Raw genomic sequence first — 13,558 nt, 5'->3', positions numbered from 1 at the left:
TCCGGGAGGGGGTGGGGGCTGAATGTCTCTCCAGTGTCATTCCGGGGCACGCGAAGCGTGAGCCCGGAATCCATCGTGCCGCAGCGTTGGTCGATGAATGGATTCCGGGCTCGACGCTGCGCGTCGCCCCGGAATGACGGAAGTGGCCTAATCCGGCCGCACCATCTCGAACATGTTCTCCGGCTTGATCTCGAAATAATCGCCGCGCCGGCCGGCGCGGACGATGGGGCGGGCGGCGGCGGTCTGGTAGACGCCGTCCTTGATCAAGGCCTTGTCGATGTGGACGGCGACGACTTCGCCGAGCGTCAGCCAGGCGTCGGCCTCCTTGCCATTGGCGCCCTTGAGGCGGACGATGTCGGACACCTTGCACTCGAAGGCGACGGGGCTCTCGCCGACGCGCGGGACATTGACGAGCTTGCCGGGCACGGCGGTGAGGCCCGCGACCTCGAACTCGTCGACCTCGGGGGCGACATGCGCCGCGGTCGCGTTCATGTGCTTGGCGAGATCCATCGTCGTCAGATTCCAGACGAACTCGCCGGTCTGCTGCATGTTCTCGACCGTGTCCTTCCAGTTGGTCGAGGAGAAGCCGATGATCGGCGGCACGTAGCAGAACGCGTTGAAGAAGCTGTAGGGCGCGAGGTTGACGTGGCCCCTGGCGTCGCGCGAGGAGATCCAGCCGATCGGCCGCGGCGCGATGATGGCGTTGAAGGGGTCGTGCTTGAGTCCGTGGCCCTTGGAGGGTTCGTAGAAGTACAGGTCTTTGTCGGTCACGCGCTGCTTCCTTTCGTCATTTCGAGCGCAGCGAAGCAATCCAGAATCCCTCCGCGGAGACGGTCTGGATTGCTTCGCTGCGCTCGCAATGACGGAGTTTTTGGGTCCGTCCCGGTCCGCCTCCGGCGGTCGTGCCGGGGCGATCAGTCTGCTTATAGGAGAAAACGCCCCGCCCGTCAGTGGCGCGGCGACAGACCCGCGATGACGAAATCGATCATCTGGTCGATGGTCGGGCCCGGCTTGGTGGCGCACTGGGCGATCATCTGGGGGTGGAAGAAGCGGATCATCGCGGTGCAGGCGCACAGCGAGGCCAGTTGCAGGTCCGGCGCCTCGAACTCGCCGGAGGCGACGCCTTGCGCGATCATCTGGCCGATGACGCCGGCGATGCACTCCATATGGGCGACGCAGACCTCCCAGTCCTCCTCCATCGCGATCGCGACCATCTCGTGCAGCTTGTTGTCGCCGACATAGCGCTCGGTGTTCATGCGATTGATGGTGATGAGCAGCTCGCGGAAGCGCGGCAGCACCGGACCGGGCCTTGCCACGATCCGCTGCGCCTCCAGCTCGACCTCGCCCATCAGCGAGCGGGCCACCGCCTGATGGATCGCCTTCTTCGATTCGAAGAAGCGATACACGTTGGCGGGGCTCATCCTGAGCTCCTTGGCGATGTCGCCGACGGTCGTCTTCTGGTAGCCGATCTGGCGGAACAGCCGCTCGGCCACCTCGAGGATGCGATCCCGGGTGTCGACTTCGATATGTTCCGAAACAAGGGCCATCAGTCAGGACTCGCTGGTCAACAGTCTTCTCATCTATTCAGCCGCTTCGGCAAGCGGAATTGCGTGCGGGTCATCGCTCCCATGCTGCGGCGCGGCCGGCTGCTCGGGCGTTCCGGCCTCGTCCAGGCTCTTGCGGAACCACAGGGCGTAGAGGCCCGGCAGGTACAGCAGCGTCAGGAAGGTCGCGACGAACAGGCCGCCCATGATGGTGATCGCCATCGGGCCCCAGAAGGCCGAGCGCGTCAGCGGGATCATGGCGAGAATGGCGGCGAGCGCCGTCAGCACCACCGGCCGGGCACGGCGGACGGTCGCCTCGACGATCGCCTCGCGCCGGGTCAGGCCGTGGCTGACGTCGGTCTCGATCTGGTCGACCAGGATGACCGTGTTGCGCATGATCATGCCGGCGAGCGCGATCAGGCCGAGCAGCGCCACGAAGCCGAACGGGGCATTGGCGACGTTGAGGCCAAGCGAGGCACCGACGATGCCGAGCGGCGCGGTCAGGAACACCAGGATCAGGCGTGAGAAGCTCTGCAGCTGGATCATCAGCAGCGTCAGCATCACCATGACCATCACCGGGAAGAGGATGAAGATCGAGGCGTTGCCCTTGGCGGATTCCTCGAACGCGCCGCCCGGCTCGATCCGGTAGGCCGGCTCGAGGTGATCCTTGATCGCCTTCAGCTTCGGCGTGATCTGGTTGGTGACATCAGGGGCCTGCACGCCGTCGACAACGTCGGAGCGCACGGTGATCGCCATGTCGCGGTTGCGCCGCCACATGATCGGCTCCTCATGGGCATATTCAATTCGAGCGATCTGCTGCAGCGGCACGGCGACGCCGTTGCGCGAGGTGATGGTGAGATCGCCGACGCCGCCGAGGTCGAGGCGCTCGGACGGGATCGCGCGGGCGACCACGCCGACCTTCTCGATGCCGTCGCGCACGGTTGTGACCTGCGAGCCCGAGATCAGCATCGCCAGCGCCTGCGAGACGTCCTGCGGGGTCAGGCCCATGGCGCGGGCGCGGTCCTGGTCGACGACGAGCTTGAGGTAGGGCGACTGCTCGTTCCAGTCGAGCTGGACGTCCTTGACGCTCTTGTTCTCCCGCATGACGTCGCGGACCTGATAGGCGATCTCGCGGACCTTGTTCGCGTCGGGGCCGATCACGCGGAACTGCACGGGGAAGCCGACCGGCGGACCGAAATTGAAGCGGTCGACGCGCACGCGTGCCTCGGTCAGGAAGCCCTCGGCGGCCGCGGTCTCGATCTTGGCCTTGATGCGCTCGCGCGCCTCGACCCCCTTGGCAACGATGACGATCTCGGCAAAGGCCTCGTTCGGAAGCTGCGGGTTGAGGCCGAGCCAGAAGCGCGGCGAACCCTGGCCGACATAGGCGGTATAGGTCTCGATGTCCTTGTCGTCCTTGAGCAGCGTCTCGGCCTTCTTCACCGCCTTCTCGGTGACGTTGAAGGCGGTGCCTTCCGGAAGGCGCAGCTGCAGGAACAGCTCGGGGCGCTCCGACAGCGGGAAGAACTGCTGCTGGACCTGGCCGAAGCCGACGATCGAGGCGGCGAAGACGCCGACGGTCGCGACCACCACGGTGATGCGGTGGTTGACGCACCATTTCACGATGGCGCGCAGGCCGCGGTACATGCGGGTCTCGTAGACCGCATGCGGATCATGGTTGTGGTGCGCCTTCATCTCGGGCAGCAGCTTGACGCCGATATAGGGCGTGAAGATCACCGCCACGAACCAGGAGGCGACCAGCGCGATTGCCACGATCCAGAATATGCTGCCGGCATATTCGCCGACCGCGGAATTGGCAAAGCCGATGGGGAGGAAGCCAGCGGCCGTGACCAGCGTTCCCGTGAGCATCGGAAACGCAGTAGATTCCCAGGCAAAGGACGCCGCACGCATGCGGTCCCAGCCCTGCTCCATCTTCACCACCATCATCTCGACCGCGATGATGGCGTCGTCGACGAGCAGGCCGAGCGCGATGATCAGCGCGCCGAGCGTGATGCGGTGCAGGTCGAGCGACATCGTGTTCATGACGATGAAGACGATGCCGAGCACCAGGGGCACCGACAGCGCGACCACGATGCCGGTGCGCCAGCCGAGCGCCAGGAACGAGACGAACAGCACGATGACGAGCGCTTCCATGAAGGAGTGCACGAACTCGCCGACGGCGTGCTCGACCACCTTGGGCTGATCGGCAATCAGCTTGACGTCGACGCCCTGTGGCACGGCCTTCATGAAGTCGGCCGTCGCCTTCTCGACCTCCTTGCCGAGATCCAGGATGTTGGCGCCCTTGGCGGTGACGACGCCGATGCCGATGGCGGGCTTGCCTTCCTGGCGCACGACGAAGCTCGGCGGATCGACATAGCCGTGAGTGACGGTGGCGATATCGCCGAGACGGAACACGCGGCCGTTGCTCTCGACCGGCGTTTCGGCGACGGCCTTGGCACCGTCGAGCGCGCCGGTGACGCGCAGCGGCACGCGCTGCGAGGAGGTCTCGACCGTGCCGGCCGGCGTCACGTTGTTCTGCTTGGCGAGCGAATCGAACAGCGCCTGCGGCGCGATGCCGAGCGTGGCGAGCTTGGCGTGGCTGAACTCGACGAAAATGCGCTCATCCTGGTTGCCGTAGACGTCGACCTTGGTCACGCCGGGCACCTTGAGCAGGCGCTGGCGAAAACCTTCGGAGACCTTCTTGAGCTGGGCATAATCGGCGCCGTCGCCGGTCATCATGTAGAGGATGGAATCGACGTCGGAGAACTCGTCGTTGACGACGGGCCCGAGAATGCCGGACGGCAGCTGGCCCTGCACGTCGACCAGCTTCTTGCGCAGGAGATAGAAGAGGTAGGGCACGTCCTTCGGCGGCGTGTTGTCGCGGAAGGTGACCTGGAGCGCGGTGAAGGCGGGCTTGGAATAGGTCTGCACCTTCTCGAAATAGGGCAGCTCCTGGATCTTCTTCTCGATGGGATCGGCAACCTGGGTCTGCATTTCCTGCGCGGTCGCGCCGGGCCAGATCACGGAGACGTTGACCACCTTCACCGTGAAGAACGGATCCTCGGCACGGCCGAGCTTCTCATAGGAGAAGAAGCCGGCGACGCCGAGGATGATCATCAGGAAGAGCACCAGCGTCGGATGGCTGACGGCCCAGGCCGAAAGGTTGAAGCGCTTCATCGCACTCTCCGAAAGACGATCCAGTTGCAAACAACGACAGCCGCTCTGCTCAAACCGTCGTCGCGAGGCAGCGAAGCAATCCAGGGGGCTGGGCAGGTTCTGGATCGCTTCGCCGCTTCAGCCTTTGCTTAGGGACAAAGGCCGAAACTCACCTCACACGACGTAACTCACTTCTCTTGTCATTCCGGGATGGTCCGAAGGACCAGACTTTCAAACGACGGATCAGAACGACAAGGACGACACGATCCGCACCCGCTGGCCGGGATCGAGCTTCTGCACGCCGAGGGCGACGATCTTGGCACCCTCCTCCACGCCGCCGGTGATGACGACGTCCTTGCTCTCGTAGGACTTCACCGTGACCGGCTTGAGCGTGACGCCACCGTTGTCGTCGACAACGTAGAAGGAGGGCTTGCCGCCTTCGTTGAAGAGCGCCGACAGCGGCAACCGCGCAACGCGCTCGGTCGCGGCATCCGACAGCGTCAGCGTCGCCGTCATGCCGAGCGCGACCTTGTCGTCGGCCTCGGGCAGCGAGAACTTTGCCAGATAGGTGCGCGTGGCGGGATCGGCTGCCGGCGCGATCTCGCGCAGCTTGGCCGTGTATTTCTTGTTCGGCTCGGACCAGAGAGTGACGCTGGCGACGCCCGACTTGGCGCGTCCGACCAGCGTCTCAGGGATAGCGACGACCGCTTCCTTCTCGGCAAAGCGGGCGACACGGATCGAAGCCTGGCCCGCGGCAACCACCTGGCCGGGCTCGATCAGCGTTGCGGTGACGACGCCGCGGGCGTCGGCGTTGAGCGTCGCGTAGGAAAGGGAATTCTTGGTCAACTCGACCGAGCGCTCGGCCCGGTTCAAGCGCGCACGGGCTTCATCGGCGGCGGCGCGGCTCTGGTCGAGCTGGGCGTCCGTGGTCCAGCCCTTGGCCTTGAGGTCCTTGGCGCGCTGCTCGGCGGCGGCGGCCTGGGCCAGCACGCCGGTTGCGGCGGTCTGCTCGGCAACGGCCTGCTCGGCCTGGAGCTTCAGGTCGACCTCGTCGAGGGTGGCGAGCGGCTGGCCGACTTCGACTGTCTGGCCCACTTCGACGAGGCGTTTGGCAACCTTGCCGGCGACGCGGAAGCCGAGATCGCTCTCGATCCTGGGACGGATAGTGCCGACGAAGCTGCGCTCCGGGGTCTCGGCAGCGTAATGGGCAGTTGCCACCAGAACCGGCCGCGGCGGCTCGGCCTTCTCGGCGACAGTATCATTGCACCCTGCCAGCGAAACGGCCATCAGGGCGAGCGCGGCTCCTGCGAAAAGCTTGGAATAGCTCGACAAAATCGACCGGACGAACATCGAAGGACACTCCTGCATCTCGACTGAGAGGAATGTCAACTGTTCACTGATAAAAGTCAATAATCGTCAGTCATCAGGAATGCGTGATCGTGAAGGAGTGGTAAGGAGGGATAGGCTTGGCCGCGAGGTGTTATTGTAGGGTGGGCAAAGCGGAGCGTGCCCACCAGAACCGCTCTGCGGCGAAGATGGTGGTACAGCGCGCGAAGTGCGTGCCCCCCTCACCGCCCCTGGTCGGCGAATTCGTGCTTGCTGTCGTGTCCGCCGACGAACACCAGGATGCCCGCGATCAACGGCAGCACGGCGAGCACCAAGAGGCCCGTCGAGGTCTGCCCCGTCGCTTCCTTGACCCAGCCGATCAGGTACGGCCCGCCGAAGCCGGCGAGGTTGCCGATCGAGTTGATCAGCGCGATGGCGCCGGCGGCGGCCGTGCCGGAGAGCCAGGCGGTCGGCAGGGTCCAGAACACGCCGAAGCAGCAGAACACGCCGATCGCGGCCACCGTCAGCGCCACCATCGTCAGCGTGGGATCGGTGAGATAGGAGGAGATGCCGAGCGCGACTGCGGTGAGCAGCAGCGGCGCGCCGACATGCATGACGCGCTCGCGGCTCGCATCCGAATGCCGCGCCCACAGGATCATAGCGATGGTGCCGAACAGATACGGGACCGCCGTGACGAATCCAGTCTGGGCGTTGGTGAGACCGAACGCCTTGACGATCTGCGGCAGCCAGAACTGCATGCCGTAGAGCGCGCCGACGAAGCCGAAATAGACCAGGCTGAGCGCGATCACCTTCGGTGAAGACAGCGCCTCGCCGAGCGAGAAATGCTTCACCGCTTGCTTGGCCGCGATCTCCGCATCCAGCTTCGCCTTCAGCCAGGCCTTCTGCTCGGCCGAGAGCCAGTCCGCCTTCTCCGGCTTGTCGGTGAGATAGAACCAGGTGACGATGCCGAGCAGCACCGACGGGATGCCCTCGATGATGAACAGCCACTGCCAGCCTTTCAGGCCCATCATGCCGTCGAGCCCGAGCAACAGGCCCGAGATCGGCGCGCCGATCACGGTCGAGACCGGCACCGCGATGGCGAAGGCCGCAAGAAAGCGGGCGCGATATTCGGCCGGATACCAATAGGTGAGATAGAGGATGATCCCGGGGAAGAAGCCGGCCTCGGCGACGCCGAGCAGGAAGCGCAGGACGTAGAAGCTGGTGACCCCGCTGACCACCGCCATCAGCGCCGAGATGATGCCCCAGGTCACCATGATGCGGGCGATCCAGCGGCTCGCGCCGAATTTCTCCAGCGCGAGGTTGCTCGGCACTTCGAAGATGAAATAGCCGATGAAGAAGATGCCGGCGCCCCAGGAGTAGATCAGCGGGGTGAACTTCAGGTCCGCATTCATGGTGAGCGCGGCGAAGCCAAGATTGACGCGGTCGAGATAGGAGAAGAAGTAGGCCAGCACCAGGAACGGAATAAGGCGCCAGGAGATGGCGCGGATGGTTGAGGTTTCGATGTCCGACTTGGTGGCACCGGTGGAACCGGCATAGGTCGTGGTCTGGCTCATGGCTTCCCCCGGGGTTGTTGCTTTTTTCGGGTCTGCGGCCGTTTTCAGCATCGCGAGCAAAGAGTCAATGGAGCAAGCAATGCACGAGACGCAGCCGGGCACGCCTGTTGCGCCTCTACAGACCTCACTGATCCGCGCTGCTTTCGCGCTCGCAGTGATTGCCTGTGGGCTGTCCCTTCGCTGGTACGGCTTCCCGCTCGGCCTGCCTGCGTTCATCGTGAAGTACGGCGGCTCGCTGCTGTGGGCGACGATGGTGTTTCTGCTGGCAGGAGTCGTGCTGCCGCGGCTGACACGGAGCCAGCTCGCAGCCATCGCGATAGTGATCGCGGCAGTCGTCGAGTTCTCCCGCCTGATGCATACTCCCTGGCTCGATGCGTTCCGCCTCACCACCGCCGGCGCGTTGCTGCTCGGCCGCATCTTCTCGCTTTGGAATTTGCTGGCCTATGCGGTTGGGATTGCGTTTGGCATGTGGGTCGATCGCGTTGCCATGCGCGGTCCCGTAGGGTGGGCAAAGGCGCCGTAGCGCCGTGCCCACGTCTCGTCATCGAATAGGCAAGACGTGGGCACGCTTCGCTTTGCCCACCCTACAAGACTGCCGTCGGAGCCTCACTCCGCGAGCTGAAACCGCTCGAAGCGCTCGAGCTCCTCCTCGATCACGCGCTTCAGCTCCTTGCGGCCCGCCGTCTTCCTGCCCTGCCCAACCCAGGTCCATTTCTGCATCAACAGCTTCTTGTTCTGCCGGTCGGTCTTGAGATCGAGCGCGGCGACGATCTCGTCGCCGACCAGCACGGGCAGCGCGAAATAGCCGAGCTTGCGCTTGGCTTTCGGCACATAGGCTTCGAACAGGTGGTTGTAGCCGAAGATGAGGTTGGTGCGCTTGCGCTGGATGATCAGGGGATCAAACGGGGAGAGGATGTGGACGAGATCGGGCGACACCTCATGCGGCTCAAGCGCTGCAGGCGAGGCCCAGTGCTCCTGCTTACCGGCGCCCTCGATCGCGACGGGCACGAGCTCGCCGCGGCGGACGCGCGAGGCGATCAGGCGCGCGACCGGCTTCTTGCTGGGCGCATCGAGATGGCAGACCGAATCGAGGCTGACCACGCCCTGCGAGCGCAACGCGCGGTCGAGCAGATAAGCCGTGATCTCGCTTGCCGGCGCCGGCTTCGGCAGCCTGTCCCAGCCGAAATGACGCGTCGTCAGCTCGTAGGTCTTGAGCATGCCCTGGCGCGCGCTGATGGTGACCGCCCCGGTATAGAAGGCGAGCTGCAGCGCCCGCTTCGAGGGCTTGCGGCTCTGCCACAGATGCTCCTTCTCGACGAGCACGTCGTCGTCGATGTCACGGATCGTCAGCGGCCCGCCGCGCAGCAGCCGCATCACCTTGCGCGTGTCGGCCGGCTTCACCGCGGCGAACCATTTGTGCCCCTCGCGGCGGTGCTCGCGCATCGCCGGCAGGAAGAAGCGGAAGTCGTTCGCCGGCACGTAGGAGAGCGCGTGCGTCCAGTACTCGAACACGGTCTTGTCGACACTCTGGGCGTGGCGCAGATCGGCGCGGCGATAGGACGGGATCCGGCTGAACAGGATGTGGTGATGGCAACGCTCGATGACGTTGATGGTGTCGATCTGCACATAGCCGAGATGGGCGACGGCGGCCGAGACGGCCTCTGCGCCTTCGCCAAACGGGGCGCGGTCGGTCAGCCGCTGGGCATGCAGCCAGATCTGCCGGGCCTGTGTCGTCGAGAGCGGAAGCGGTTTGGACGTGCGGGGCATTGCAGCGTGCAATGTAGCGGGATTCGCCGCGAGGCAAAGAAGCAGGGACGCGAAAAAGCCGCGCTGCCATCTGCTGCCAGCGCGGCCATGACGTGTGGGATCGGCGGAAGCCTACTTCTTCATCGCCATCGCCTTCTCGGCACTCATATAGTGCTTGCACGCTCCACGCATGTTGCCCTTGCTCATGTCGGAATTGGCCGCGGCCATCGACTTCCTCGCCGCGATCTTGGCGGGCGTGTCTTCGCCGCCCATGCCGGCAACGAGCTTTGCCATGTTTGCACTGGTGCACGCCATCTTGGCGGCGGATGCGGGGGACAGAGCAAGTGCGGCGAATGCCGTCGCGAGCAACAGGGTCTTCATCAAGTTCTCTCCTCGAGTAGGCAGCCGGCCTGATGCCGGCCAACGCACCGCCATTCTTCAGCCACAAGTTTGCAGGGAAAAGACAATTTCGTTGCTGCGCTGCAGTGATACCCGCTTTTCAGCGTGCGGCTTTTGGGCGCTCCCCGACGCTGCCGGTGGCGACCTCCGGGTCGCAGATGGCCTTGCCACGTCCTTCTGCCTGGCAGCGATAGACACTGCCGGTGAGGCGATCGACCAGCCAGACGTTCTCGTCGGTCGGCCCTTCGAGCCCGACATAGCGGGAGGTCAGCCCGGTGATCAGTGTCGACAGCAGGATGGCCACCGCGATCATCGCCGCACCGATATAGATGGGCATTGCGTTCAGGGTCACTGTCCGATCCGGCGGGCCGCTGCGATGGAATTGATAGTCGCGCTGATAGTCACTTGGCCTCGGCACAGGACGGAACTCGGCTCCCCTCGCGTCAAATTATCGAATGATTGAAGTGTGTTAGGCGGACATCTGGACGAATTCTTGTTCGCGGGCGGGCGGTGAGGCGACGCCTTTGCAACGTTCGGGTTTCCCGGAACCCAGTACGGCCGGCCCGAAAGCAAAGTGCGAATGATTCGAACCGGAGCACAGTGACCTCGGCTCGCCGTTTCGAATGTGACCAAGATCACATCAGAGCCGTTGAACCTGCCCTACGCTCGCAGCATCAAATCGCCATCAGGCGTAACAGCGAGGATACCACCATGACCCATTTCAATAAGTCTTTTGGACTGACGGCGATCACCCTGACAGCCGTCCTATCGATGACGGCCGGCCTTGCGCTGGCTGGCGACAACAACATCTCCGCCGGCCACATCGTCGATGCGCTGAAGCCGAAGCCGGCGACCCGCGGCCTGTCCGTTGGCCCCCAGACCGACACGACCGTGCAGGCCAAGGAGGCGACCTTCCTGAACACCGTGCGCAACCGCTCGACCCGGTCGCTCTCGACAGGCGAGCGCGAGCAGATCGCCGAGCTCGCTGCCACCAAGCCGAAGATCGATCTGGAGATCCAGTTCGACTACAACTCGGCCGACATCGCCAAGACCTCGATGGCCTCGGTGCAGGCGCTCGGCAAGGCGCTGTCCGATCCGGCGCTGAAGGGCTCGACCTTCGTGGTCGCCGGCCACACCGACGCGACCGGTGGCGAAGCATACAATCAAGGTCTCTCCGAACGGCGCGCCGACACCATCAAGAAGTACCTGATGCAGAATTACGGCCTCAACGGCAACGATCTCGTCACCGTCGGCTACGGCGAGACGAAGCTGAAGGATGCCGCCAACGGCACTGACGCCATGAACCGACGGGTCCAGGTCGTGAACATGGACACCAAGACCGCAGCGAAATGATTCTCGGCTCCTGGAGTAAAACACGCCGCCTGCCGCAGCCCGGCGGGCGGCGAACTCATATCCAGCTTTGGAACAGCATCAGCCGGTTGAAGCCCCCCATCGAGGTGCCGACGAAGGCCGCGGAAATCGGCAGCATCACCGCAAAGCCGGCCGCCGCGACGCCGACATAAGCCCACAACAGCCAGCGCGGCAGACCCTCGCGGCGCAGCACATAGACCAGTGCCAGGGACGCCGCGGTCGCGGCCGGCAGATAGTAATAGATGAAGCCCAGCGTGCGCGGCAGCAACGCCCAGGCGAGCCAGGGACCGAAATAGAATGTGGCGATCAGGAATGCATCCCAGCGCCGCGCCACGATGAAATCGCGCAGCACCATGGCGAGTGCAGGCAGAGCCGGCCACAGCACGAGCGGATTGCCGAGGAAGACGATCGCGGCGATGTGGTCCTCCGCGGTCTTGTCGAACAGGAACCAGACCGGGCGCGCGAGCAGCGGCCAGGACGGCCATGCGCTCATATAGGTGTGGCCGGCGATGGCCGTCGTGGTGTTGTCGGCAAAGATCCGCCGCTGCGCCTCGATCAAGTCCGGCAGCGATAACCCGTAGAGCGGAACGAAGGCGGCAAGATAAGCCAATGCCGGCAGGACGGCGAAGCAGAGCGCGACATGATGCAGCTTCAGGCCGGGCCAAAGCTCCGGCCGATACCAGTCGTCCGGCTTCGCGTCGGCGAACAGCGTATGCCAGCCCTGCATCAGGCGGATCACCGCAACAATGACGATGCAGACGCCGAGCGGGAACAGGCCGCTCCATTTACACGCGGCCGCAAGGCCGAACAGGCTGCCCGCCACCGCGAACAGCGCTTGCGGCCGCTCTCTGCGAAACCCATGCATGAAGGCGGCGGTGGCGAGCAGGCCGAAGCCGAGCGCAAAGACATCGAGCATCGCGATGCGCGCCTGGACGTACAGCATCTGGTTGAAGGCTGCGATCAGCGCGGCGGCGATCGCCGGCCCCTGCGCGGCGAACAACGCGAGTCCGCACAGATAGATCGCGACGATCGCGAGCGCGCCGAACAAGGTCGCGGGATAACGCCATCCAAGCGCGTTGTCGCCGAACGTTGCGATCGATGCCGCGATCATCTCCTTGGCCAGCGGCGGATGCATCGGATTGAGCATCGGCTGCGACATCGCGGGCGTCAGCATCTGGCGCGCCGCCGGCACGTAATGCACCTCGTCGAACACGAATTTTTCCGGCGTGACGACGCCGATCAACAAAGCCAGATGCGCGATCAGGAAAATCGCGACAGCGATCACTGCGCTCCGCGACACCGCAGGAACCGCAGGCAATTCGCGCATCTTTTGTGGGGCTGTCTTGCGTGGCAAATTGGCTTCACCGCGGAGAAAAATAAACTGCTTCCCGTCATTGAACGCATTCTGCCGCAACTGTCACTAAGCATGACGCACGTCCCGCGCCGCTTGTGATAATTTCGCCACATCAGAAGCGCGCGCGATCCGGTACGATCAGGGACACATCGATCGGTTGCGAAATGAATTTGCGTTTTTGGCTTTTCTCCACACTGCTCGCGGCCGCAATCTGTGCGGCATCCGGCGCCGAAGCGCAGACGCGCGTCGGCCAGGCTGTCGTCATTCAGAACGAAGTGGTGCGCGTCGCCGCGACCACGACGCCGATCAATGTCGGCGACAGCATGCTGCGCGACGAGACGGTGCGGACCGGCGCCGACAGCGCGGCACGTTTCGTGATGGCCGACAGCACCAACCTGTCGCTCGGGCCGAGCGCCACGCTCAAGCTCGACCGCACCGTCTTCAACGACGAGCGTAGCTATCGCGACGTCGCGATCCGCATGACCACCGGCGCCTTCCGCTTCGTCACCGGCAATTCCGATAAGTCCGCCTACAAGATCACGACACCGCTCGCCACCATCGGCGTACGCGGCACCACGCTCGACATTCTCTCGCAGCGCGGGCGCTCTGTCGTCGTGCTTCAGGACGGCGCGGCCAGCGTCTGCACGAGAAGCGGCCAATGCGTGCAACTCACCCAGCCCGGCGACACCGCCATCATCACCTCGACGGGCGGCAAGGTCAGCATCAGCAAGTCCAACACGCCGCCCTGGACCTTCGCCGCCAATTGCAGCGCGAGCGCCGGGTTGTGCGCAGTCAACCAGTACGCCGGCGCCTCGCCGACCATCACGCCTGCCGTCGAGGACGACGCCATGCTGTGCGGGCGCTGACGATGGCGAAATTCACCGTTCGGCGCCTCATCCTTGCCGCTGCGCTGGTCGCATCTGCGGCGTTTGCGCTCGTCACGTTCGATGCCCGCCCGGCGGCTGCACAGGCCTCGGAGTGCGGGTCCGAGTGCGGTGAACCAGAGCCCACTCCGTCCCCAACCTATTCGCCGTCGCCATATCCGTCTCCGACCTATTCCCCGTCGCCGAATCCCTCGCCCACGCCGACCC

General features: G+C 64.5%; 12 protein-coding genes. 3 read left to right on the top strand and 9 right to left on the bottom strand.

The window, feature by feature from the left end:
• Positions 1-147: 147 nt before the first annotated feature.
• From I6F24_RS37115 to I6F24_RS37095, 5 genes are all read right to left on the bottom strand, one after another.
• On the bottom strand, positions 148-771 hold the full coding sequence (locus I6F24_RS37115; protein ID WP_036024785.1) for a flavin reductase family protein: 624 nt from the start codon (positions 769-771) through the stop codon (positions 148-150).
• 176 nt (positions 772-947) lie between these two features.
• On the bottom strand, positions 948-1,547 hold the full coding sequence (locus I6F24_RS37110; protein ID WP_036013870.1) for a TetR/AcrR family transcriptional regulator: 600 nt from the start codon (positions 1,545-1,547) through the stop codon (positions 948-950).
• A gap of 33 nt (positions 1,548-1,580) precedes the next feature.
• Positions 1,581-4,718, bottom strand: a complete 3,138-nt coding sequence (locus tag I6F24_RS37105) for an efflux RND transporter permease subunit (protein WP_225148838.1) — start codon at positions 4,716-4,718, stop codon at positions 1,581-1,583.
• Positions 4,719-4,940: 222 nt separating this feature from the next.
• A complete protein-coding gene (locus tag I6F24_RS37100) occupies positions 4,941-6,047 on the bottom strand; it encodes an efflux RND transporter periplasmic adaptor subunit (protein WP_036024781.1) in 1,107 nt (368 codons plus the stop codon).
• Positions 6,048-6,265: 218 nt separating this feature from the next.
• Positions 6,266-7,597 (bottom strand): MFS transporter, encoded by a 1,332-nt coding sequence (locus I6F24_RS37095; RefSeq protein WP_225115081.1) that lies wholly within the window; start codon positions 7,595-7,597, stop codon positions 6,266-6,268.
• Positions 7,598-7,676: 79 nt separating this feature from the next.
• Between I6F24_RS37095 and I6F24_RS37090 the strand changes: the two genes are divergently transcribed.
• Positions 7,677-8,120 (top strand): DUF2809 domain-containing protein, encoded by a 444-nt coding sequence (locus tag I6F24_RS37090; RefSeq protein ID WP_225148839.1) that lies wholly within the window; start codon positions 7,677-7,679, stop codon positions 8,118-8,120.
• Between the two features lie 83 nt (positions 8,121-8,203).
• Here the strand turns inward: I6F24_RS37090 and I6F24_RS37085 are convergent, their stop codons facing one another.
• The 3 genes from I6F24_RS37085 to I6F24_RS37075 form a co-directional block, all read right to left on the bottom strand.
• Positions 8,204-9,364: a crosslink repair DNA glycosylase YcaQ family protein gene (locus I6F24_RS37085; RefSeq protein ID WP_225148840.1), complete on the bottom strand. Its 1,161-nt coding sequence runs from the start codon at positions 9,362-9,364 to the stop codon at positions 8,204-8,206.
• A gap of 111 nt (positions 9,365-9,475) precedes the next feature.
• Positions 9,476-9,724 (bottom strand): hypothetical protein, encoded by a 249-nt coding sequence (locus tag I6F24_RS37080; protein ID WP_036035285.1) that lies wholly within the window; start codon positions 9,722-9,724, stop codon positions 9,476-9,478.
• 118 nt (positions 9,725-9,842) lie between these two features.
• Positions 9,843-10,079 (bottom strand): hypothetical protein, encoded by a 237-nt coding sequence (locus I6F24_RS37075; RefSeq protein ID WP_225148779.1) that lies wholly within the window; start codon positions 10,077-10,079, stop codon positions 9,843-9,845.
• A gap of 374 nt (positions 10,080-10,453) precedes the next feature.
• On the opposite strand from I6F24_RS37075, the gene I6F24_RS37070 reads away from it, so the two are divergent.
• Positions 10,454-11,095: an OmpA family protein gene (locus I6F24_RS37070; RefSeq protein WP_225148841.1), complete on the top strand. Its 642-nt coding sequence runs from the start codon at positions 10,454-10,456 to the stop codon at positions 11,093-11,095.
• 55 nt (positions 11,096-11,150) lie between these two features.
• Here I6F24_RS37070 and I6F24_RS37065 read toward each other — a convergent pair whose 3' ends face one another.
• Positions 11,151-12,440: a glycosyltransferase family 39 protein gene (locus tag I6F24_RS37065; RefSeq protein ID WP_225149382.1), complete on the bottom strand. Its 1,290-nt coding sequence runs from the start codon at positions 12,438-12,440 to the stop codon at positions 11,151-11,153.
• A 191-nt stretch (positions 12,441-12,631) separates the two neighbouring features.
• Here I6F24_RS37065 and I6F24_RS37060 point away from each other — a divergent pair, with 191 nt between their 5' ends.
• The gene (locus I6F24_RS37060) at positions 12,632-13,333 is read left to right on the top strand and encodes a FecR domain-containing protein (RefSeq protein WP_225148842.1); all 702 of its coding nucleotides are present in this window, start codon (positions 12,632-12,634) and stop codon (positions 13,331-13,333) included.
• Positions 13,334-13,558: the final 225 nt, after the last annotated feature.

It is taken from the genome of Bradyrhizobium sp. BRP23, from assembly GCF_020194135.1.
Classification (GTDB): domain Bacteria; phylum Pseudomonadota; class Alphaproteobacteria; order Rhizobiales; family Xanthobacteraceae; genus Bradyrhizobium; species Bradyrhizobium yuanmingense.
Note: the sequence above shows the minus strand (reverse complement) of the source record. Positions and strands in the feature narration are given on the sequence as shown.